The sequence below is a fragment of the Rhizobiales bacterium NRL2 genome, from assembly GCA_001664005.1.
In the GTDB taxonomy this organism is placed as follows: domain Bacteria; phylum Pseudomonadota; class Alphaproteobacteria; order Minwuiales; family Minwuiaceae; genus Minwuia.
Genome location: CP016093.1, coordinates 1,121,080 through 1,140,205 on the forward strand (window position 1 = coordinate 1,121,080; position 19,126 = coordinate 1,140,205).

Genomic DNA, 19,126 nt, shown 5'->3' on the forward strand with positions numbered 1-19,126 from the left:
TTCCTATTCTGCCGGTACGGTCTCTCGGCGGGCCGAGCGCACGCCGGCGCTCAGGTCGCGCACCAGTTGCAGCACGCCTGCGACGGCCCTGTCACGGTCGCCGCCCGCTTCCTTCACGCGGTTCACGATCGCCGAGCCGACGACGGCGGCGTCCGCGACCTCCGCGACAGCCGCGGCCTGCTCAGGCGTCTTGATGCCGAAGCCGACGGCGATGGGCAGGTCGCTGTGGCGCTTCAGGCGGCGGACGGCCTTCGCCGCGGCCTCCGTGTCCAGGCTCGCCGCGCCGGTGATGCCGGCGACGGAAACGTAGTAGATGAACCCGGACGTGTTCTCGAGAACGGTCGGCAGGCGGCGGTCGTCGGTGGTCGGCGTCGCAAGGCGGATCAGCGAGATATCCTTCGCGCCCGCCGCGGCCAGCAGATCCATGTCCTCCTCGGGCGGCAGGTCGACGACGATCAGGCCGTCCACGCCGGCCGTGGCCGCATCGGCGGCGAAGCGGTCGACGCCATAGGAGAAGATCGGGTTGAAATAGCCCATCAGGACGATCGGGGTCGCCGGGTCGCCGCGCCGGAACTCGGTCACCATCTCCAGGGTGCGGATGAGGGTCTGCCCGCCGGCCAGGGCCCTCAGGCCCGCCTCCTGAACCGAGGGGCCGTCGGCCATGGGGTCGGTGAACGGCATGCCCAGTTCGATCAGGTCGGCGCCGGCCTCGGGCAGGCCGCGCAGGATCCGCATCGCCGTCTCGCGGTCGGGGTCGCCCGACATGACGTAGGGCATCAGGGCGGCGCGCCCCTCCGCCTTCAGCGCGGCGAAGCGCGCCTCGATGCGCCGGCTCATATCTCCACCCCCAGGGCCTGGGCGACCGTGAAGACATCCTTGTCGCCCCGGCCGCACATGTTCATCAGAATGATGTGGTCCTCCGGCAGGTCCGGCGCAATCCTGGCGACGTGGGCCAGGGCGTGGGCCGGCTCCAGCGCCGGAATGATGCCCTCCTTGCGGGCGCAGAGCTGGAACATCTTCAGCGCCTCGTCGTCGGTGGCGGAGACGTACTTCACCCTGCCGACATCCTTCAGCCAGGCGTGTTCCGGACCAATGCCCGGATAATCCAGCCCGGCGGAGATCGAGTGCGCCTCCGTGATCTGACCGTCGTCGTCCTGCAGCAGATAGGTCTTGTTGCCATGCAGCACGCCCGGCCGCCCGCCGGTCAGCGAAGCAGCGTGCTCGCCGGTCTCGAGGCCCCGCCCGGCGGCCTCGACGCCGTAGATCTCGACTTCCGGATCGTCCAGGAAGGGGTGGAACAGGCCGATCGCGTTGGAGCCGCCGCCGATGCAGGCCACCAGCGTGTCGGGCAGGCGGCCCTCCCGCTCCATCATCTGCTCCTTCGCTTCGTTGCCGATCACCGACTGGAAGTCGCGCACCAGCTCAGGGTAGGGGTGCGGACCCGCTGCGGTGCCGATGATGTAGAAGGTGTTCTCGACATTGGTGACCCAGTCGCGCAGAGCCTCGTTCATCGCGTCCTTCAGCGTCGAGGAGCCGGACTTCACGGGGATCACCTCGGCGCCCAGCAGCTTCATGCGGAACACGTTCGGCTGCTGCCGTTCGACGTCGACGGCGCCCATGTAGACGGTGCAGGGCAGGCCGAAGCGCGCCGCGACGGTCGCCGCCGCGACGCCGTGCTGGCCCGCGCCGGTCTCGGCGATGATGCGCGGCTTGTTCATGCGCCGGGCCAGCAGGATCTGGCCCATGCAGTTGTTGATCTTGTGGCTGCCAGTGTGGTTGAGCTCGTCGCGCTTGAAGTAGATCTTCGCGCCGCCGAAGTGCTCCGTCAGGCGCTCCGCGAAATAGAGCGGGCTCGGCCGGCCGGCATAGTGCTTCAGGTACTCGTCGAGTTCGACCTGAAAGGCCGGATCGGCCTTCGCGTCGTTCCAGGCCTTCTCCACCTCCAGCAGCAGCGGCATCAGGGTCTCGGCGGCGTAGCGTCCGCCGTACGCCCCGAAATGGCCGCGCTGGTCGGGGCCGTTCCGGAAGGAGTTGGGGTTGTTCTGCACGTTCATGCTCGGTCCTCTTTCAGAGGGATTTGACGGCGTCGAGGAACTTCGCGATCCGCGCGGGATCCTTCGTCCCGGGGGCGCTCTCGACGCCGGAGGAGACATCGACCCAGGCCGCGCCGCTGATGCGGACCGCCTCGGCCACGTTCTCCGCGTCCAGTCCGCCCGAAAGCATCCACGGGCGGTTCCACTTGCGTCCGGCCAACAGGCGCCAGTCGAACGCGACGCCGTTGCCGCCCGGCAGGCCATGACCCTGGCCCTTCTGCGGCTTGGCGTCGAACAACAGCCAGTCGGCGGCGCCGTCATAGGCGTCGACGGCGCCGAAATCCTCCGGTCCACGGATCCTGATGGCCTTCATCACCGGCAGGCCGGTGCGGGAGCCGATGGCGGCCGCGCGCTCGGGCGATTCCGAGCCATGGAGCTGGATCATGTTCAGCGCCGCATCCGTCAGCACCGCGTCGAGCCAGCCATCGTCCGGGTCGACGAACAGGCCGACCCGGGTCGCCCGGCCGGCCTGGCGGCCGAGGCCACCGGCGGTTTCCGGTGAGATGCTCCGCGGCGACGGCGGATAGAAGACGAAGCCGATGGCGTCGGCGCCGCCGCGCACCGCCGCATCGACCACCTCGGGGGTGTTCAGCCCGCAGATCTTGGCCTGCAGCTTCATGCTGTGCCTGCCTCCGCCGCCACCCGCCGCGCGGCGGCGCGGCGGTCTTCGGCGGCGGTGATCGAACGGCCGACCACGATATAGGTCGCGCCGGCGGCCATGGCGTCGCGCGGCGTCATGATCCGCTTCTGGTCGCCGCGCGCGTCGCCGGCCATGCGGATGCCCGGCACGACAAGCATCGGGTCCGGTCCGAGCGCTTCGCGCAGGGGAGCGATTTCCTTCGGACTGCAGACCAGGCCGTCCGCCCCCGCCTCGATGGCCAGCCGGCCCAGACGGACGACCTGATCGGTCGCGCCGCCGGCGACGCCCATCGCTTCCAGGTCCGCATCATCGAGGCTGGTCAGGACAGTTACTGCGACGATGGCCGGACGCGCTGCGCCGAAGGCTTCGGCGGCCTCCCGCGCGGCGCGGATCATCGCCGCCCCGCCCTGGGCGTGGACGGTCAGCAGGTCGGGCCGGCAGGCGCTTGCGGCAGAGGTCACCGCCCCGGCGACCGTGTTCGGGATGTCGTGCAGCTTCAGGTCCAGGAACAGCCGCCGCCCGGCGGGCGCGGTCTCGCGCACGCGCTGCGGGCCGTGTGCCGCGAAGAACTCCAGCCCGAGCTTGAAGCCGCCGACCTCGTCCTGAAGTTCGGCGACGATGCCGCGCGCCTGCCCGACGTCGTCGGTGTCGACGGCCAGCAGGACCGGATTCTCGGATGGGCTTCCATCAGACATGCGCGCGGTATAGCAGTTGGGATCGCCGCGTTGTAGATGCCTTGATGCGTCGCATTCGTTGCCAGAGAGGTTGGCGATCCACCCATGTCCATCGTGCAGGCCCATATATCCATCGACGATGTCGCGGAGGCAGGATTCCGGGAGCACCTGCGGCGCTGGTTCGATCAGCGCGACGCCGCCGGGGGACTGCCGGACCGCAGCCTGATCGATCCGTTCATGGTGCCCGCGCTGGCCGAGTCGGTCATCCTGTTCGAGGTCGGCGAGGATCTGTCGCCGACCTATCGGCTGACGGGCGAGGCCATGCGCCGCGCGGTCGGCCGGCCCACCGTCGGTCTCACGCCCTATGACCTGATGGGACGCACGCCCTATGCCGAGCTGATCGTCGAGCAATTGCGGGACTGCGCGCGGGCCGTGGAGCCGATCTACTCCAGTCACGATTTCGTGGTTGCCCAGGACGAGATCGCGCGTGAATCGCGCCGGATTGCGATGCCCTATGGCCAGGACGGAAAAGTGAACCGGCTGCTGTGCTTCCAGGTCGTCTCCGAGAAGCTGGAACTGAAGGAAGGCGCCGCCTACCGCATCGACGACTGGTCGCTCAACCAGCTTGCCTTCGTCGATCCGGTCTGATCGCCGCCTCCGGCCTTCAATCAGGCGCCCGCCGGCCCTACATCCATCCGATCGGCGGACCACGCCCCGCGCCGTCCGCCACCACGCGGCAGGAGGATTTCATGCGAGCGAGCCTGTTTACCGTGGCCCTGGCGCTGATCGCGCTGCCGGCCTTCGCGGCGGATGTTCATGACACCTCGGCCGGCAAGGTCAGCGTCGAACGGGTCGTCGGCGATCTCAGCCGGCCCTGGGCCGTGGACTTCCTTCCCGGGGACGGCATGCTGATCACCGAACGGGACACCGGGGTGCTCTGGCGCGTCGCCCGCAATGGGAACGGCCGCAACGAAGTCGCGGGGGTGCCGGAGGTTTCGCCCGAAGGGCAGGGCGGTCTGCTCGATCTCGTGGTTGCGCGTGATTTTGCGGACAGCCGGGAGATATTCCTTTCCTACGCCGAACCGCGTCCCGAAGGCCAGGCGACGGCGCTGGCGGTGGCGCGGCTGTCGGAAGATGGCGAACGGCTGGAGAATGTCCGGGTGATCTTCCGTCTCGACCGCGCCAGCGGGCGGGGGCAGCATTTCGGCGGCCGCATCGTCGAGGCCCCGGACGGCGAGCTGTTCCTCACGATCGGCGATCGCGGCCGCAGCGACGCGGCGCAGGATCTCCAGGCCCACAACGGCAAGGTCATCCGGATCGGGCGCGACGGCTCCATACCGGCTGACAATCCCTTCGCCGACGGCGGCGGCCTGCCCGAAATCTGGTCCCTGGGCCACCGCAATCCGCAGGGCGCGGCCCTGGACGCCGAGGGCCGCCTCTGGACCAACGAACACGGCGCCAGGGGCGGCGACGAGATCAACCGGCCACAGAAGGGCCTCAACTACGGCTGGCCCCGCATCTCTTATGGCACCCACTATTCGGGCGCCAAGATCGGCGTCGGCACCCACGCGCAGGGCCTGGAACAGCCCGTCTACTACTGGGATCCGTCGATCGCGCCGTCGGGCATGACCATTTATTCCGGCCGGCTGTGGCCCGAATGGGAGGGCGACATCTTCGTCGGCTCCCTGAAGTTCGATTTCATCAGCCGCCTGGAGCGCGACGGCGACGAGATCACGGGAGAGGAGCGGCTGTTCGAGGGCGACTACGAACGCATCCGCGACATCGCCGAGGGGCCCGACGGCGCGCTCTGGTTCCTAACGGAAGGCGAGGGCGCTCTTTACCGTATGTCACCCGCCGAGTAGGGGCGCTCAGCCGGCGTCGAACACCGGACGCCAGTCGCCCGCGACATTGCCGGCCAGAACGCGCTGGACCGACCCGTCGTCGCCGGCGAGCGGCAGTAGCAGCCGGTCCCAGGTCCGCACCGATACGTGGGCCGCAGGATTGTGGCGCGTGTAGACCGCCTCCCGGCGGATCATCGCCGCGCGGTACATGCACAGGAAAAAGACCGAGACATAGTTGCTCGAGCCGATCTCGGACGTCTTCTTGCCGGTCATGTCGAATCCGGAATGCTGGGCGATCCTGCTGCCATAGACGCGGTAGCGGAAATCCGCGCCGCCATCCAGCACGTCGAGCAGCATGATGTAGCCGAGCGCCGGCTTCATCGCCAGCGGATCGACCGCGCGCGCCTGCGGCAGGCCGCCGGTCTTCGGCAGGTCCCGCCAGTAGTCGTTGAGAAACCTGAGTGGCGCGGCCGGCAGTTCGTTGGTCGCCGGCGACCATGTGATCAACGGCGGCTCCAGTCCTTCGTCTGCGAACAGCCGGTTCAGGCCAAGCTGGTCGCCTCCGGCGACCGCTGTCGCGAGAGCATCCTCGAACATCGCGGGCTTCCACGGCGAACACGGTTCCGCGCCGATGATAGCAAGCCCGCCTGCATCCGGCCCAATGAAATCCACGGCGAGGGCTTCTGGGCGCCAGGTGGACTTGCCGGCCAGCGACAAACACAGCCGCGACCCTGGGCGCGGCGTCCGGAAATGTCTCGACCGCGATCACATCGGCACGGAGCCCCGGCCGGAGTTCGCCTCGGTCGACCAGGCCCGCCGCCTCGGCGGCGCTGCATCGCCGGCACGTCCTACGCACTAGCAAAGCTAGGCCGGCGGGCGAGAACTCCTCGCTGGAAAAGCCGGACCCGCCGGACAATCTTGTCCGTCAGCGAACAAACGCCCCGGAGGAACGAGCAACATGCCGGATACCGCGCTGAAGCAGGACGCCGCCAGCCGCGACATCGTCGAGGCGGACATCGTCTACACCCCGATCGACGGCAGGCGCCACAAGGTCTTCATCCCGCCCATGGGCGGCGGCGTATCGAAGCGGACCCATCCGGACCAGCCGGTGCGCGTCGCCATCCGCAACGGCCGGCATGCGGCCGGCGGCTTCGATCTGGATCGGGACGGCTTCGCGCTGCGCGAGGCGCCGAGCGCGGTGCGGAACTTCTATGACGAGGCCGAGGTGGAGGACGTCTACTACCGGGAACTCGAGGCATTGCTGAAGCGGGAGACGGGCGCCCGCCGGGTGCTGATCTTCGATCACACCATCCGCATCGACGACGGTGCGCGCAGCCGGGAGCTGGGCAAGCGCGAGCCCGTGCGCCGCGCCCATGTGGACTACACGGAGAAATCCGGACCCGAGCGCGTGCGTCAGCTTGCCGGCGCCGAGGCGGACGATCTGCTGTCGCGCCGCTTTGCCGAAGTGAACGTCTGGCGTCCGATCACGGGCCCGGTCAACCGCGCGCCGCTGGCCGTGGCCGAAGCCGGCAGCCTCGCGCCCGATGATCTTATCCCGACTGACCTCGTCTATGACGACCGGGTGGGCGAGATCTACGAGACCGCGCACAATCCCACCCATCGCTGGGTCTGGTTCCCGGACATGAGCGTCGACGAGGTGCTGTTCCTGAAGAGCTACGACTCGGCCACCGACGGGCGCTCGCGGTTCACGCCGCACACCGCTTTCGACGATCCGGCAACGCCAGCCGGCGCCCCGGCGCGGGAAAGCATCGAGGTCCGGGCCTTCCTGTTCTTCGCCGACTGACACGCCAGAGCTCCGGCCCACAGGGCCGTCGTTAACCGGGCGTTATGAAAGTCGTGGTCTGCTGCCGGTTCGACCCCGTGCGGGAGACCACTTCATGACCGACCAAGTTCCGGCGCTCTGGCGACATGTGCTCAACGCGACGATCGGCGTGACCGCGCTGTTCGCGGCCGGTCTGGTTCTGCTGCCCTCGACGATGCAGCTTCTGTTCCTGCCCATGTTCTACGGGGTCATGGTCCCGCCGCCCGAACTCGGTCCCGAGGCGATGCGCTATGCCCACTTCGCCTTCGCGATGACCGGCTGCATCATGCTGGCCTGGCTGATGGCGCTGGCCATGGTCGTCAACGGCCCGTTCCGGCGCGGCGAGCCCTGGGCCTTTGTCCTGGTCGCCGGCACCATCGCGCTCTGGTACGTCATCGACAACATCTGCTCGTGGTTCATGGGCTACGAGGCCAATGTCGCCTTCAATACGGCAGCGGTATTTCCCGCGGCCCTGGCGTTGGCCCGCACCTGGCGCTGCTTCTTCCCGCGCCGCGCCGCCGCACCGGCAGCCGCCGCCCTCCGCGAGAGCGCCTGACCCCCTCGCCATCTCCCCCGCCGACCCGCCGCGCCGTTCCCGCCGGCGTGTTGCGCCGCCTTTGCGTGTTGCGACGTTCTGGCGCACACTGTATGGAGTGCGCAATTCACTCGAGCGCCCGCCGTCCAGGGCGCAGGCGGCGGCGACATGATTGGGAGGACCGTTTTGGCCGAGCATCCGTGGCTCAAATCATACCCGGCGGGCGTTCAGTGGGACGCGCCGATCGAGACCTTTCCGGTCTACCGGATCCTCGACGACGCGGTTAAGGCCTGGCCCGACAGCAACGCCCTCGACTTCATGGGCAGGAAGACGACCTATGCCGAGCTGTCCGACATGGTCGACCGCGCCGCGAAGGGGTTCCAGGCGCTGGGTGTCGGTCCCGGCGTGCATGTCGGACTGTTCCTGCCGAATACCCCGCACTACGTGGTGAGCTTCTACGGCATCCTGAAGGCCGGCGGCACGGTGGTGAACTATTCGCCGCTCGATGCCGCGAAGGAGCTGGAGCACAAGATCGAGGACAGCCAGACCGACATCATGGTCACCCTCGATCTGGTCGCGCTCTACCCGCAGATGGCCAGGATGCTGGGCAATACCCGCCTGAAGAAGATCATCACCGGCAGCCTGACCGACGTGCTGCCCTGGCCGAAGAACTGGCTGTTTCCGCTCGCCAAGGGCAAGGAGATCGCCAAGGTGCCGTCCGACGAGCGGCATCTGACGTTCAGGAAGCTGATCGCCAATGACGGCCGCTTCGCCCCTCATCAGGTGGCGAACCTGGACGAGACAGTGGCGGTGCTGCAGTACACCGGCGGCACCACCGGCCTGCCCAAGGGGGCAATGCTGACCCACGCCAACCTGACCGCGGCCACCAGCATGTACGTGACCAACAATTCGGCGGGCGAGCGCGCGCTGGAGGAGGGCCGGGAGCGCATCCTGGCCGTGCTGCCGCTGTTCCACATCTACGCCCTGCAGATCAACATGCTGCTGGCCATGCGCTTCGGCGCGGAGATCATCCTGCATCCGCGCTTCGAGCTGGAGGCGGTAATGAAGGATCTGGAGGCCAAGAACCCGACCATGTTCGCGGGCGTGCCGACCATGTTCAACGCCATCGTGAACTATCCCGGCATCGAGAAGATGGACCTCTCCTCGCTGAAATTCTGCGCATCCGGCGGCGCGCCGCTGCCCGTCGAGGTGGCGCAGAAGTTCGAGAAGCTCACCGGCTGCAAGCTGGCCGAGGGCTGGGGCATGACCGAGACCAGCCCCGCCGGCGTCTCCACGCCGATGGAGGGCAAGGCCAAGCCCGGCTCCTGCGGCATTCCCATGCCCGGCATCGAGCTCAAGTTCGTCGACGTTGACGACCCGGCGAAGACCCTGCCCATGGGCGAGCGCGGCGAGATCTGCATCAAGGGCGCCAATGTCATGAAGGGCTACTGGAACAAGCCCGAGGAGAACGCCAAGGCCTTCACCGAGGACGGTTTCTTCCGCACCGGCGACGTGGGCTACATGGACGAGGACGGCTATCTGTTCATCGTCGACCGCACCAAGGACATGATCCTCTGCGGCGGCTTCAACGTCTATCCGCGCAACATCGAGGAAGCCATCTACCAGCACCCCTCGGTCGACGAGGTGTCGGTGATCGGCATTCATGACGACTATCGCGGCCAGTCGCCCAAGGCCTTCATCAAGCTGAAGGAAGGCGCCTCCGGTTTCACGCTGGAGGAGCTCAAGGACTTCCTGAAGGACAAGCTCGGCAAGCACGAGATGATCTCCGACATGGATATCCGCGCCGAACTGCCCAAGACCCTCGTCGGCAAGCTCTCCAAGAAGGAGCTTTACGAGGAGGAGGAGAAGAAGCGCCAGGCCGCCGCGGCCTGACGGTTTCCCGCCGCCCTGCCATGCTGCCGTCCTCGGTTGAGGGTCGCGGCCATTCGCCTAGAATGGCGTGGTGACCATCACCGAGGGGAGGCGGAGAATGGCGGAACGACAGGACATCTCATTCCGGGCCAACGGCGTCGATCTGGCCGCCTGGTTCTATCCGGCGGCGGCCGGCGCGCCGGTCGTCGTCATGAGCCACGGGCTCTCGGCGATCCGGCGCATGAACCTGGACGACGTGGCGCGGGTGTTCCAGCAGGCCGGTCTGGCCGTGCTCTGCTACGACCATCGTTGCTTCGGGGACTCGGGCGGCGAGCCGGCCTGCGAGGCCGATCCCTGGGCGCAGGTCCGCGACATGCGCGACGCTATCAGTTTCGCCCGGACGCTGGACGGCATCGATCCCGAGCGCCTGGGCATCTGGGGCACCAGCTATTCGGGCGGGCACGTGCTGACCGTCGGCGCCCTTGACCGGCGGGTGAAGTGCGTCGTCTCCCAGGTCCCCTTCACCCACGGCGCGCGCACCTTCGAGGCCTGGGTGCCGGAGAAGGCGCGGGCCCGCACGCTGGAGCGGATGACGAAGGACCGCGAGGCACGCTACGCCGGGAGCGCCCCTGAAACCGTTCCCGCCGCCATGGAGGGCTCGGAAACCGAGGAATGGGCGAAGGCCTCGGACAAGGAGGGCAGGTATCCCAACAAGCTGACCTTGCGCAGCCTGGAGATGATCCGGGAATACGAGCCGCACCAGTTCGCCGCCCGTGTCGCACCGACGCCGCTGATGATGATCGTCGCCGACCGCGACACCCAGACGCCGGTCGAGGGGCAGATCGAGACCTACGAACTGGCCGGCGAGCCGAAGAAGCTCGTCCGGCTCGACTGCCGCCATTACGATCCCTATCTCAGTCATATCGATCAGGCCGCCGGCGCCGCCCGCGACTGGTTCGTCGAGCATCTCCGGCCTTGAGCCGACGGCGCGCGGGGGATCGATAGGCTGTCAAACGGACCCCCTCCCGACCCGCTGGCGCGGGCAACCCTACCCCTTCGGGAAGGGGGAGGGACGGGGGTGGGGGATGCATCCACCGATGGCGTCGCAGCCCCTTTCATTGGTGACATAGTCCGCCGCTGGCGGTGCGCGGGCATCGGGCCGCGGCAGTACGCCGGAGTCCGGCTTCACCCGATCCCCGAGCGAGCGCCCCTGCTGGCCGTCGGGGATGACGTTACTGTCGGTGACGCTCGGACGAACGCCTCATGATCCGGTTCCGTCACTTCGCTGATGGGTTCAGGGCGACGACTGGACCTCGTAGTCGGATCCCGGATAGCTTTCCTCCCGGCTTCCCGCCTTGCCGCTGCCGCGGTCCTTGCTGCCGGCGCGGCCATCGAGGAAGTCCCGTATGCGGCCCCAGAGACCACCGGCCTCGTCGTCCGCGCGCGCCGGCGGGTCGACCGTGTCCCGCAGCGTCGCCAGTACGCCCGGCGCATCGGGCAGGGGCCGGGCCGGCATGCCCCGGTGTGCGGCCAGCATGACGTCGCGCCAGATCCTGGCCGGCAGGCCGCTGCCGGTGACGCTCTGCATGGGCGCATTGTTGTCGTTGCCGACCCAGACGGCGGCGGTCATGTCGGCGGTGACGCCGACGAACCAGGCGTCGCGGTTGTCCTGGGTCGTGCCCGTCTTGCCTCCTGCCGGCCGGTCGATCCTGGCGCCCTGGCCGCTGCCATAGGTCATCACCGCCTGCAGCATCGCCGCCATCCGGGCTGCCTCCCGTTCCGCCAGCACGCGGCCCGGGCCGCCGCCCCGGCGGCGCATCAGCACCTTGCCGTCCTCATCCTCGATACGCAGCACGATGTGCGCCAGCACGCCCTGGCCGCCATTGCCGATCGGCGCATAGGCGGCGGCGAGTTCCAGCACGTTGACCTCAGCCGTGCCCAAGACGACCGAAGGATGGTCCGGGATGTCGGAGTTGATGCCGAGCCGATGGGCCATCTCGATGCCCTTGTCGCGTCCGATGGACTCCGACAGTCGCACCGAGGCGGTATTCGCCGAACGCGCCAGCGCCTCGGTCAGAGTCACGCGGCCGAGATACTTGTCGCCGTAGTTCTGCGGCCGCCAGTCGCCGACGGCGACGGGTGAATCCTCGATGACGTCGTTCGGCGACCAGCCGTTCTCCAGCGCCGCCAGATAGACGAAGGGCTTGAAGGCCGAGCCGGGCTGCCGCCGCGCCCGGACAGCGCGGTTGTACTGGCTGCGGCCATAGTCCTTGCCGCCCACCATGGCGCGGACGGCGCCGTCCTGGTCGAGCACGACCACCGCGCCCTGGCCGGCGTTGCGTTTCTGCCCCTCGCCGCCGAGGTGCCGCGCCAGCGCGTCCGCCGCCGCCGACTGGATGCGCCGGTCGATGGTGGTCCAGACCTTGATGTCGCCCGACCAGTCGCCGGCCAGAAGGGCGACCTGTTCGCGCGCCCAGTCGGTCGCGTATTGCAGGTTGTCCTGGCGCGGCCGGGCCACCGGGACGGGCGGGGACTGGAGCACGGCCTTCGCCTCTTCCGCAGACAGCCGTCCGGCATCGACCATGGATTCCACGACCAGGCGCATGCGCTCGGCGGACCCGCCGGGGTTGCGGGTCGGGTCATAGCGGCTTGGCGCCTTCAGCAGACCGGCGATCAGCGCCGACTCGCGCAGCGTCAGCCGGGCCGCCGGCTTGGCGAAATAGCGCTGCGCCGCCGCCTCGACGCCATAGGTGCCGGCGCCCAGATAGACCCGGTTGAGATAGAGTTCCAGGATGCGGTCCTTGCTGAAGCGCGCCTCCAGCAGCAGCGCCAGCACTGCTTCCTGCGCCTTGCGCTTCAGGGTCCGGTCGGACTCGAGATAGAGGTTCTTGGCGAGCTGCTGGGTGATCGTGCTGCCGCCCTGGACGACGCGCCCCGAGGTGACGTTGGTCCATGCCGCCCGGGCAATGCCCAGCGGGTCGAGACCGAAATGGCTGTGGAAGCGTCTGTCCTCGATGGCGATGACGGCGTCGATCAGGTGTTGCGGCAGGCGTTCCAGCGGCACCGCGCGGCTGCCGGGGGCGCCGTACACGGCCAGCTCCTCGCCCTCGCGGTCCAGCACGGCGACCGTGCCGCCGGTGATGGGCTCCTTCGGCGCGGGGAGGTCGTGCAGCAACAGGACGAGCAGCACCGCCAGGGCGCCAACGCCTGCCAGGCCGCCCCACTTCAGGATCCAGCGAAACATGCGCGCTTCATTTCACATCCGCCGTGGCGAGGGTGTGGCAAATGCCCGGCCTGGCCGGAACCGGGCGCTGCGCTGCCGCCTCAATTTCGCTCGGACACCGCTCAGACGTCCAGATTGACCACCGAGAGCGCGTTCTCGCGGATGAAGTCGCGGCGCGGCTCGACCACATCGCCCATCAGGGTGGAGAAGACCTGATCCGCGTCCTCCAGATGGTCGACCCTGACCTGAAGCAGCGTGCGCGCATTGGGGTCCAGGGTGGTTTCCCACAGCTGGTCGGGGTTCATCTCGCCCAGGCCCTTGTAGCGCTGCACTGTCAGGCCGCGTCGGCCGGCATCCAGCACCGCGGCCAGCAGGGTGACCGGGCCATAGATGGCGTGTTCCCTGTCCTTGATCATCAGCGTGCCCGGCCGTTCGTAGAGCGCCTGCATCTCGCCCGCCATCTCGTCGAGGCGCTTCGCCTCGCCGCTTTCGATCAGCCGCTGGTCCAGGACATAGGCTTCGCGGACGCCGCGTACCTCGCGTTCGAAGATCAGGCTGCCGTCCCCGGCCCGGCGGGCTTCCCAGCCGCGTTCATAGTCGGGGAACAGCACATCCAGCCGCTTCGCGACGGAGGCTGCGATCCCGGTCATCCTGTCCGGGTCGCCGAAGACCGCAGGTGAAAGACCGCCGGCGATGGCGAGCTGCTCGACCACCCAGTCGGGATACTTCTTGCCGATGGAATCCAGCAGCCGCCGCACGCGCCGCGCCCGGCCCACCAGTTCGTGCAGTTCGCCGCCGCCGTGCTGGACGCCGTTGAAGTCGACGAAGGTCGCTTCGCTCAGACCGTTCTCGATCAGGTAGTCCTCGTACTGGCGCTGATCCTTGCGGTAGACTGACGACTTGCCCTTGGTGATCTTGTAGAGTGGCGGCTGGGCGATGAAGAGGTGCCCGCGCTCCAGCAGCTCCGGCATCTGACGGTAAAAGAAGGTCAGCAGCAGCGTACGGATGTGGGCGCCGTCGACGTCGGCGTCGGTCATGATGATGATCTTGTTGTAGCGCAGCTTCGCGATGTCGAAGTCCTCGCGGCCGATACCGGTGCCCATGGCCGTGATCAGGGCGGTGATCTCCGTCGAACCCAGCATCTTGTCGAAGCGGGCGCGCTCCACGTTCAGGATCTTGCCGCGCAGCGGCAGCACCGCCTGGGTGCGGCGGTCGCGGGCCTGCTTGGCGGAACCGCCCGCCGAGTCGCCCTCCACCAGGTAGAGCTCGCTTTCCTGCGGATCCCGCGACTGGCAGTCCGCCAGCTTGCCGGGCAGGCCGCCCAGGTCGAGGGTGGACTTGCGCCGGGTCAGTTCGCGGGCCTTGCGCGCGGCTTCGCGCGCCGCCGCGGCCTCGACGATCTTCTGCACCACGGCGCGGGCCTCGGTCGGGTTCTCCTCGAACCACAGGTTCAGGCCGTCGCCGACCAGGTTCTCCACCGGCTGGCGAACCTCCGATGAAACCAGCTTCTCCTTGGTCTGGCTGGAGAACTTCGGATCCGGGGCCTTGACCGACAGGACGCAGGTCAGTCCCTCGCGGGCGTCGTCGCCGGTGATCGAAACCTTCTCCTTGCGGGCGATGCCGCTGTTGGCGGCGAAGGTGTTGACGCAGCGGGTGAGCGCCGCGCGGAAGCCGGCCAGGTGGGTGCCGCCGTCCTTCTGCGGGATGTTGTTGGTGAAGCAGAGGACGTTCTCGTGATAGCCGTCGTTCCACTGCAGCGCGGCCTCGACGGTCACGCCCTCGCGGTCGCCCTTCATCATGATCGGCTTCTTGATCAGCGCCGAGCGGTTGCGGTCGAGATAGTTGACGAAGGCCTCGGTGCCGCCCTCGTAGTAGAGCTCCTCCCGCCGCGTCTCGACGTGGCGGCGGTCTTCCAGAAGGATGCGCACGCCCGAATTGAGAAAGGCCAGCTCGCGCAGGCGATGCTCCAGGATGCCGAAGTCGAACTCGATCTCCTTGAAGGTGTCGAGGCTGGGCAGGAAGCGGACCATGGTGCCGGAACGGCCTTCGTATTCGCCGGTCACCTCCAGGTCGCCCTGGGGCTCGCCGTGCACGAAGCGCATGTAGTGGATGCGCCCGTTGCGGCGGATGGTCAGTTCCAGCCATTCCGACAGCGCATTAACCACCGACACGCCGACCCCGTGCAGGCCGCCGGAGACCTTGTAGGAATTCTGGTCGAACTTACCGCCGGCGTGCAGCTGGGTCATGATCACCTGCGCGGCCGACATGCCTTCGCCTTCGTGAAGGTCGACGGGAATGCCGCGGCCGTTGTCGGTGACGATGCAGGCGCCGTCGGCGTCCAGAATCACCTCGACGGTATCCGCGTGGCCCGCCAGCGCCTCGTCGATCGCGTTGTCGACGACCTCGAAGACCATATGGTGCAGGCCCGAGCCGTCCTCGGTGTCGCCGATGTACATGCCCGGACGCTTGCGTACGGCGTCCAGGCCCTTCAGCACCTTGATGGAACTCGCGCCGTATTCCTCGCTGTCGCCGTTGGTCTTGTCGCTCATGTCGGTCCTCTCAGCTCCGCGACGCCGGCGTCAGCGCCGAGTCGCGTACTTCGTAGTGCTGCGCCCGTTCGCCCAGCATGTCAAAAAGATGGCCTTCCGTACCCGTCATCCAAGCCTGGCTGCCCAGAGCGGCGATCTCGTCGTAGAGCGCGGCGCGCCGGTCGGCGTCCAGATGGGCGGCGACCTCGTCCAGCAGCAGGATCGGCGTCACGCCCCGTTCGGCCGCCTGCATGCGCGCGTCCGCCAGGATCAGCGCGATCAGCAGCGCCTTCTGCTCGCCGGTCGAGCATTGTTCGGCCGCGGCGTCCCTGGACAGGTGCCGCACCGCCAGATCGCTGCGATGGGGCCCCAGACGGGTCATGCCGGCCCGGGCGTCCTCTTCGCGGCCGTCGCGGAGGCCGGCCATGAGACCCTCCTCCACTTCGACGGCCGGGCGGCCGTCCAGCGCCATCTCCAGCCCCTCCAGCGCGATCTCGGCGGCGGGGAAGGGGCCGATGCCGGCGCGCACCGCGCGGGCGGTGCGTTTCGCCCAGGCCAGCCGGGCGGCGGCGATGGCGACGCCGTGCTCGGCCATCTGGGCCTCCAGCGCCCCCAGCCAGCGGTCGTCCCTGTTGCCGTCCTTCAGCAAGCGCAGCCTTTCCCGCATCGCGCGTTCATAGCGGTTCGCCCGGGCCCCGTGGTCCGGGTCGAAGCCCAGGATCAGGCGGTCCATGAACCGCCGCCGGACCGCCGCCCCGTCCAGGAATAGCCGGTCCATCTGCGGCGTCAGCCATGTCACCGGGGTGACGCCGCTCAACTGCATCGGCCCGACGCTCTCTCCGTCCAGCCGCGCTACCCGTTTCTCCTGCCCCGGATCGCCGGCGATCCCGGTGCCGACGGCGACCGTCTCCCCGTGGCGCTCCACCATGGCGGCCACGGCCCAGCGTTCGGCCCCCCGCCGGGTCATCTCCGTCAGCCGTGCGCGGCGCAGGCCGAGGCCCGGTGAAAGCATTGAGACGGCCTCCAGCAGGTTCGTCTTGCCCGCTCCGTTCGGACCGGTGAGCACTACCGGCCGGCTGTCCGGCTCCAGCGTCGCACGGCCATAGGATCGGAAGTCCGTCACGGTAAGACGCCGCACCGCCGCCGGTTCGGCCCGGTCGGCGGCTTCGGGGGCTGTGGCCGGCATCGCCGCCGGCTCAGACCCGCATCGGCATCAGGACGTAGAGCGCCGAAGCATCCTGCGGATCGCGGATGATGGTGGGCGCCGCGGCGTCGGAAAGCTCGAAAAGTGCGCTCTCGCCGTCGATCTGCGACGCGATCTCCATCAGATAGCGCGAGTTGAAACCGATCTCCATGGCCGGCGCGTCGTAACTGACCGCGATCTCCTCGGAGGCGCTCCCGGCGTCGGGACTGTTGGCCGACAGCACCAGCCGCTCGCTCTCCATGGAGAGCTTCACCGCCCGCGATTTCTCGGTCGAGATGGTGGAGACCCGGTCCACCGCGCTGGTGAAGATCTTCGCGTCGACCTCCAGGCGGCGTTCGTTGTTCGACGGGATCACCCGCTCGTAGTCGGGGAAGGAGCCATCGATCAGTTTCGACGTCAGCACCGACCGGCCCAGCGCGAAGCGGATCTTGGTCTCGCTGACGGAAATGGCGACGTCCTTGTCGGCGTCGCCCAGCAGCCGGTGGATCTCGGCGATCGCCTTGCGGGGCACGATGACGCCTGGCAGGGCCTCCGCCCCCGACGGGGCGTCGATCTCGAAGCGCGCCAGCCTGTGACCGTCCGTGGCGACGGCGCGCAGCTTCTTGCCGTCATCGCTGGCGTGCATGTAGACGCCGTTCAGATAGTAGCGGGTTTCCTCGGTCGAAATCGCAAACCGCGTGCGCTCGACCAGGGTGCGCAGTTCCTCGGCCGCCATGTGAAAGCTGTGCGGCAGCTCGTCATCCTCGAAGGTCGGGAAGTCCTCGTTCGGCAGGCAGGCCAGCGCGAAGCGGGAACGGCCCGACTGCAGCACCAGGCGGCGGCGTTCCTGATCCAGGCTCAGTTCCACGTCCGCGCCGTCAGGCAGCTTACGCACGATATCGTAGAGCGTGTGCGCCGGCGCCGTCGCGGTGCCCGGCGTGTCGACCCTGGCGTCGTTCTCCTCGACAATGGCCAGCTCCAGGTCGGTGGCGCGAAACCTGACCGCGTCCGAGCCCGCCTCGATCTGCACGTGGCTCAGGATCGGGATGGTATTGCGCCGTTCCACCACGCTCTGCACATGGCCCAGCGTGGACAGGAGAGCGGCGCGTTCAATGGTCAGTTTCATCGGTAATGTCTTGCCAGAACTGGTTCGAACGGGAACCTGACGGCAAGCAGCCGCCAGAGCAGTTCTCTATAGCACGCAGGCGTCACGATTCGCCAACGATTCCATGGATTTTACGGGCCTGCGGCGGGGCCGGTCCGCAGCCTGCCCGCTCAGTTGGAAAGTGCGGCCTCCAGCAGGCGCACGTCCTCGGCCAGGCTGGAGTCGCTCTGGATGAGTTCCTCGATCTTCCGCACCCCGTGCAACACCGTCGTATGATCGCGGTTGCCGAAGCGCCGGCCGATGTCCGGCAGGCTGCGCGTGGTCAGCTTCTTGGAGAGATACATGGCGACCTGACGCGGCCGGGCGACGGCGCGAGCGCGGCGGCTGGACGACATCTCGGTGACCTTGATGGAGAAGTGCTCGGCCACCTTCTTCTGGATTTCGTCGATGGTGATCTTGCGCGAATTGGCGCGCAGCAGATCGGCCAGCACGTCCCGGGCGAGGTCCAGCGTGATCTCCCGGCCCATCAACTCGTGATGGGCGATGACCCGCTTCAGTGCGCCTTCCAGTTCCCGCACGTTGGAGGTGATCCTGTGCGCCAGGAACTGCAGCACATCCTCGGGAACATGGACGCCGGGGTTCATCGCCATCTTCTGCTCCAGGATGCCGACGCGGAGCTCGAAATCGGTGGGATGGATGTCGGCCACCAGCCCCCAGCCCAGCCGGGAACGCACGCGCTCCTCCATGCCGTCCAGGTCGGAGGGCGAACGGTCGGCGGAGATCACGACCTGGTGCTTGCGGTCCACCAGCTCGTTGAAGGTGTGGAAGAACTCTTCCTGGGTGGAGTTCTTGTCGGTGAAGAACTGCAGGTCGTCGATCATCAGCACGTCGACGGAGCGGAACTGCTCCTTGAACGCCATGGTGTCCTTGAAGCGGACCGCGCGGATGAACTGGTACATGAACTTCTCGGCCGACAGGTACATCACCCGGCGCCCGGGTTTGGCGCGCACGATGTGCCAGGCGATGGCCTGCATCAGATGGGTCTTGCCCAGGCCGACGCCGGAATAGAGGAACAGCGGGTTGAAGGCCACGTCGTCGGAATCCGCGACTCGCCGCGCCGCGGCGTAGGCCAGTTCATTGGCCTTGCCGACGACGAAGTTGTCGAAGGTCAGGGCGGCGTCCAGAAGGCCGGTCAGGCCCTCGACGGCCGTGTCTTCGCGTGCCGGTTCGGCCGGCCGCGCGGTGGTGGCCACAGCCTCGGCTTCGTCGCCACCGGCCTCTCCGGCGGCCAGGCCCTCCTTCGCCGTCCCGCGGCCAGCAGCTTCCAGGCCGACATGGATGGCGATCTCGCGGATGTGCGGCACATCGCGCTGGAATTCGCGCAGCAACAACTGTTGGTAGTTGTTCCTCACCCAATCTTTCAAGAACGCGGTCGAAGCGAGCAGTACGGCGCGGTCATCGTGAAGCGCCACGGGGCGCAGCGGCGCCAGCCAGCTCTTGAAGGCTGCGTCCCCGACAGCCTTGCGAACGCGCCCGCCGACCCGCTGCCAAAGCAGATGCAGCGCTTCGCTGTCGTCCACGGCCGGCGCGTCGTCGATGTCCTCGGAAAT

16 protein-coding genes are annotated in these 19,126 nt (G+C 68.1%); 6 read left to right on the top strand and 10 right to left on the bottom strand.

What is annotated here, in order from left to right:
* Positions 1–3: 3 nt before the first annotated feature.
* The 4 genes from TEF_05180 to TEF_05195 are packed head-to-tail and all read right to left on the bottom strand — an operon-like array spanning position 4 to position 3,428.
* Positions 4–837, bottom strand: coding sequence for a tryptophan synthase subunit alpha (locus TEF_05180; GenBank protein ANK80249.1), 834 nt, complete (start codon positions 835–837; stop codon positions 4–6).
* Entirely contained in the window at positions 834–2,054 is a 1,221-nt protein-coding gene (locus TEF_05185) for a tryptophan synthase subunit beta (protein ID ANK80250.1), read from the bottom strand. The genes TEF_05180 and TEF_05185 overlap by 4 nt, the downstream gene beginning before the upstream one ends.
* A 13-nt stretch (positions 2,055–2,067) precedes the next feature.
* Positions 2,068–2,712: an N-(5'-phosphoribosyl)anthranilate isomerase gene (locus tag TEF_05190; protein ANK80251.1), complete on the bottom strand. Its 645-nt coding sequence runs from the start codon at positions 2,710–2,712 to the stop codon at positions 2,068–2,070.
* Positions 2,709–3,428 (bottom strand): orotidine 5'-phosphate decarboxylase, encoded by a 720-nt coding sequence (locus TEF_05195; GenBank protein ANK80252.1) that lies wholly within the window; start codon positions 3,426–3,428, stop codon positions 2,709–2,711. Before TEF_05195 ends, TEF_05190 begins: the two co-directional genes overlap by 4 nt.
* An 84-nt stretch (positions 3,429–3,512) precedes the next feature.
* Here TEF_05195 and TEF_05200 point away from each other — a divergent pair, with 84 nt between their 5' ends.
* The gene (locus TEF_05200; protein ID ANK80253.1) at positions 3,513–4,055 is read left to right on the top strand and encodes a hypothetical protein; all 543 of its coding nucleotides are present in this window, start codon (positions 3,513–3,515) and stop codon (positions 4,053–4,055) included.
* Between the two features lie 101 nt (positions 4,056–4,156).
* Positions 4,157–5,269, top strand: coding sequence for a hypothetical protein (locus tag TEF_05205; protein ANK80254.1), 1,113 nt, complete (start codon positions 4,157–4,159; stop codon positions 5,267–5,269).
* Positions 5,270–5,275: 6 nt separating this feature from the next.
* Here TEF_05205 and TEF_05210 read toward each other — a convergent pair whose 3' ends face one another.
* A complete protein-coding gene (locus tag TEF_05210; GenBank protein ID ANK80255.1) occupies positions 5,276–5,845 on the bottom strand; it encodes a hypothetical protein in 570 nt (189 codons plus the stop codon).
* A gap of 361 nt (positions 5,846–6,206) precedes the next feature.
* Here TEF_05210 and TEF_05215 point away from each other — a divergent pair, with 361 nt between their 5' ends.
* From TEF_05215 to TEF_05230, 4 genes are all read left to right on the top strand, one after another.
* Positions 6,207–7,052 carry a hypothetical protein gene (locus TEF_05215; GenBank protein ANK80256.1) on the top strand — a complete coding sequence of 282 codons (846 nt, stop codon included), beginning with the start codon at positions 6,207–6,209 and terminating at the stop codon, positions 7,050–7,052.
* Between the two features lie 94 nt (positions 7,053–7,146).
* Positions 7,147–7,626 (top strand): hypothetical protein, encoded by a 480-nt coding sequence (locus TEF_05220; protein ANK80257.1) that lies wholly within the window; start codon positions 7,147–7,149, stop codon positions 7,624–7,626.
* 147 nt (positions 7,627–7,773) lie between these two features.
* Positions 7,774–9,498, top strand: a complete 1,725-nt coding sequence (locus TEF_05225) for a dicarboxylate--CoA ligase PimA (GenBank protein ANK80258.1) — start codon at positions 7,774–7,776, stop codon at positions 9,496–9,498.
* Positions 9,499–9,595: 97 nt separating this feature from the next.
* Positions 9,596–10,456, top strand: coding sequence for a hypothetical protein (locus TEF_05230; GenBank protein ID ANK80259.1), 861 nt, complete (start codon positions 9,596–9,598; stop codon positions 10,454–10,456).
* A 315-nt stretch (positions 10,457–10,771) separates the two neighbouring features.
* Here the strand turns inward: TEF_05230 and TEF_05235 are convergent, their stop codons facing one another.
* The 5 genes from TEF_05235 to TEF_05255 form a co-directional block, all read right to left on the bottom strand.
* The gene (locus tag TEF_05235) at positions 10,772–12,721 is read right to left on the bottom strand and encodes a hypothetical protein (protein ID ANK80260.1); all 1,950 of its coding nucleotides are present in this window, start codon (positions 12,719–12,721) and stop codon (positions 10,772–10,774) included.
* Positions 12,722–12,822: 101 nt separating this feature from the next.
* On the bottom strand, positions 12,823–15,249 hold the full coding sequence (locus TEF_05240) for a DNA gyrase subunit B (protein ID ANK80261.1): 2,427 nt from the start codon (positions 15,247–15,249) through the stop codon (positions 12,823–12,825).
* 10 nt (positions 15,250–15,259) lie between these two features.
* On the bottom strand, positions 15,260–16,414 hold the full coding sequence (locus TEF_05245) for a DNA replication/repair protein RecF (protein ID ANK80262.1): 1,155 nt from the start codon (positions 16,412–16,414) through the stop codon (positions 15,260–15,262).
* 10 nt (positions 16,415–16,424) lie between these two features.
* Positions 16,425–17,537 carry a DNA polymerase III subunit beta gene (locus TEF_05250; protein ID ANK80263.1) on the bottom strand — a complete coding sequence of 371 codons (1,113 nt, stop codon included), beginning with the start codon at positions 17,535–17,537 and terminating at the stop codon, positions 16,425–16,427.
* Between the two features lie 149 nt (positions 17,538–17,686).
* Complete coding sequence (locus tag TEF_05255; protein ANK83291.1) at positions 17,687–19,096, bottom strand: chromosomal replication initiation protein DnaA; 1,410 nt, start codon at positions 19,094–19,096, stop codon at positions 17,687–17,689.
* Positions 19,097–19,126 lie beyond the last annotated feature (30 nt).

Bases quoted from the DNA above. Each gene is read 5' to 3' on its own strand.
- TEF_05245 (ANK80262.1), bottom strand. From the start codon at position 16,414: ATGCCGGCCACAGCCCCCGAAGCCGCCGACCGGGCCGAACCGGCGGCG.
- TEF_05230 (ANK80259.1), top strand. From the start codon at position 9,596: ATGGCGGAACGACAGGACATCTCATTCCGGGCCAACGGCGTCGATCTG.
- TEF_05185 (ANK80250.1), bottom strand. From the start codon at position 2,054: ATGAACGTGCAGAACAACCCCAACTCCTTCCGGAACGGCCCCGACCAG.
- TEF_05250 (ANK80263.1), bottom strand. From the start codon at position 17,537: ATGAAACTGACCATTGAACGCGCCGCTCTCCTGTCCACGCTGGGCCAT.
- TEF_05180 (ANK80249.1), bottom strand. From the start codon at position 837: ATGAGCCGGCGCATCGAGGCGCGCTTCGCCGCGCTGAAGGCGGAGGGG.
- TEF_05210 (ANK80255.1), bottom strand. From the start codon at position 5,845: ATGTTCGAGGATGCTCTCGCGACAGCGGTCGCCGGAGGCGACCAGCTT.
- TEF_05225 (ANK80258.1), top strand. From the start codon at position 7,774: ATGATTGGGAGGACCGTTTTGGCCGAGCATCCGTGGCTCAAATCATAC.
- TEF_05235 (ANK80260.1), bottom strand. From the start codon at position 12,721: ATGTTTCGCTGGATCCTGAAGTGGGGCGGCCTGGCAGGCGTTGGCGCC.
- TEF_05240 (ANK80261.1), bottom strand. From the start codon at position 15,249: ATGAGCGACAAGACCAACGGCGACAGCGAGGAATACGGCGCGAGTTCC.
- TEF_05215 (ANK80256.1), top strand. From the start codon at position 6,207: ATGCCGGATACCGCGCTGAAGCAGGACGCCGCCAGCCGCGACATCGTC.
- TEF_05220 (ANK80257.1), top strand. From the start codon at position 7,147: ATGACCGACCAAGTTCCGGCGCTCTGGCGACATGTGCTCAACGCGACG.
- TEF_05205 (ANK80254.1), top strand. From the start codon at position 4,157: ATGCGAGCGAGCCTGTTTACCGTGGCCCTGGCGCTGATCGCGCTGCCG.
- TEF_05190 (ANK80251.1), bottom strand. From the start codon at position 2,712: ATGAAGCTGCAGGCCAAGATCTGCGGGCTGAACACCCCCGAGGTGGTC.
- TEF_05195 (ANK80252.1), bottom strand. From the start codon at position 3,428: ATGTCTGATGGAAGCCCATCCGAGAATCCGGTCCTGCTGGCCGTCGAC.
- TEF_05200 (ANK80253.1), top strand. From the start codon at position 3,513: ATGTCCATCGTGCAGGCCCATATATCCATCGACGATGTCGCGGAGGCA.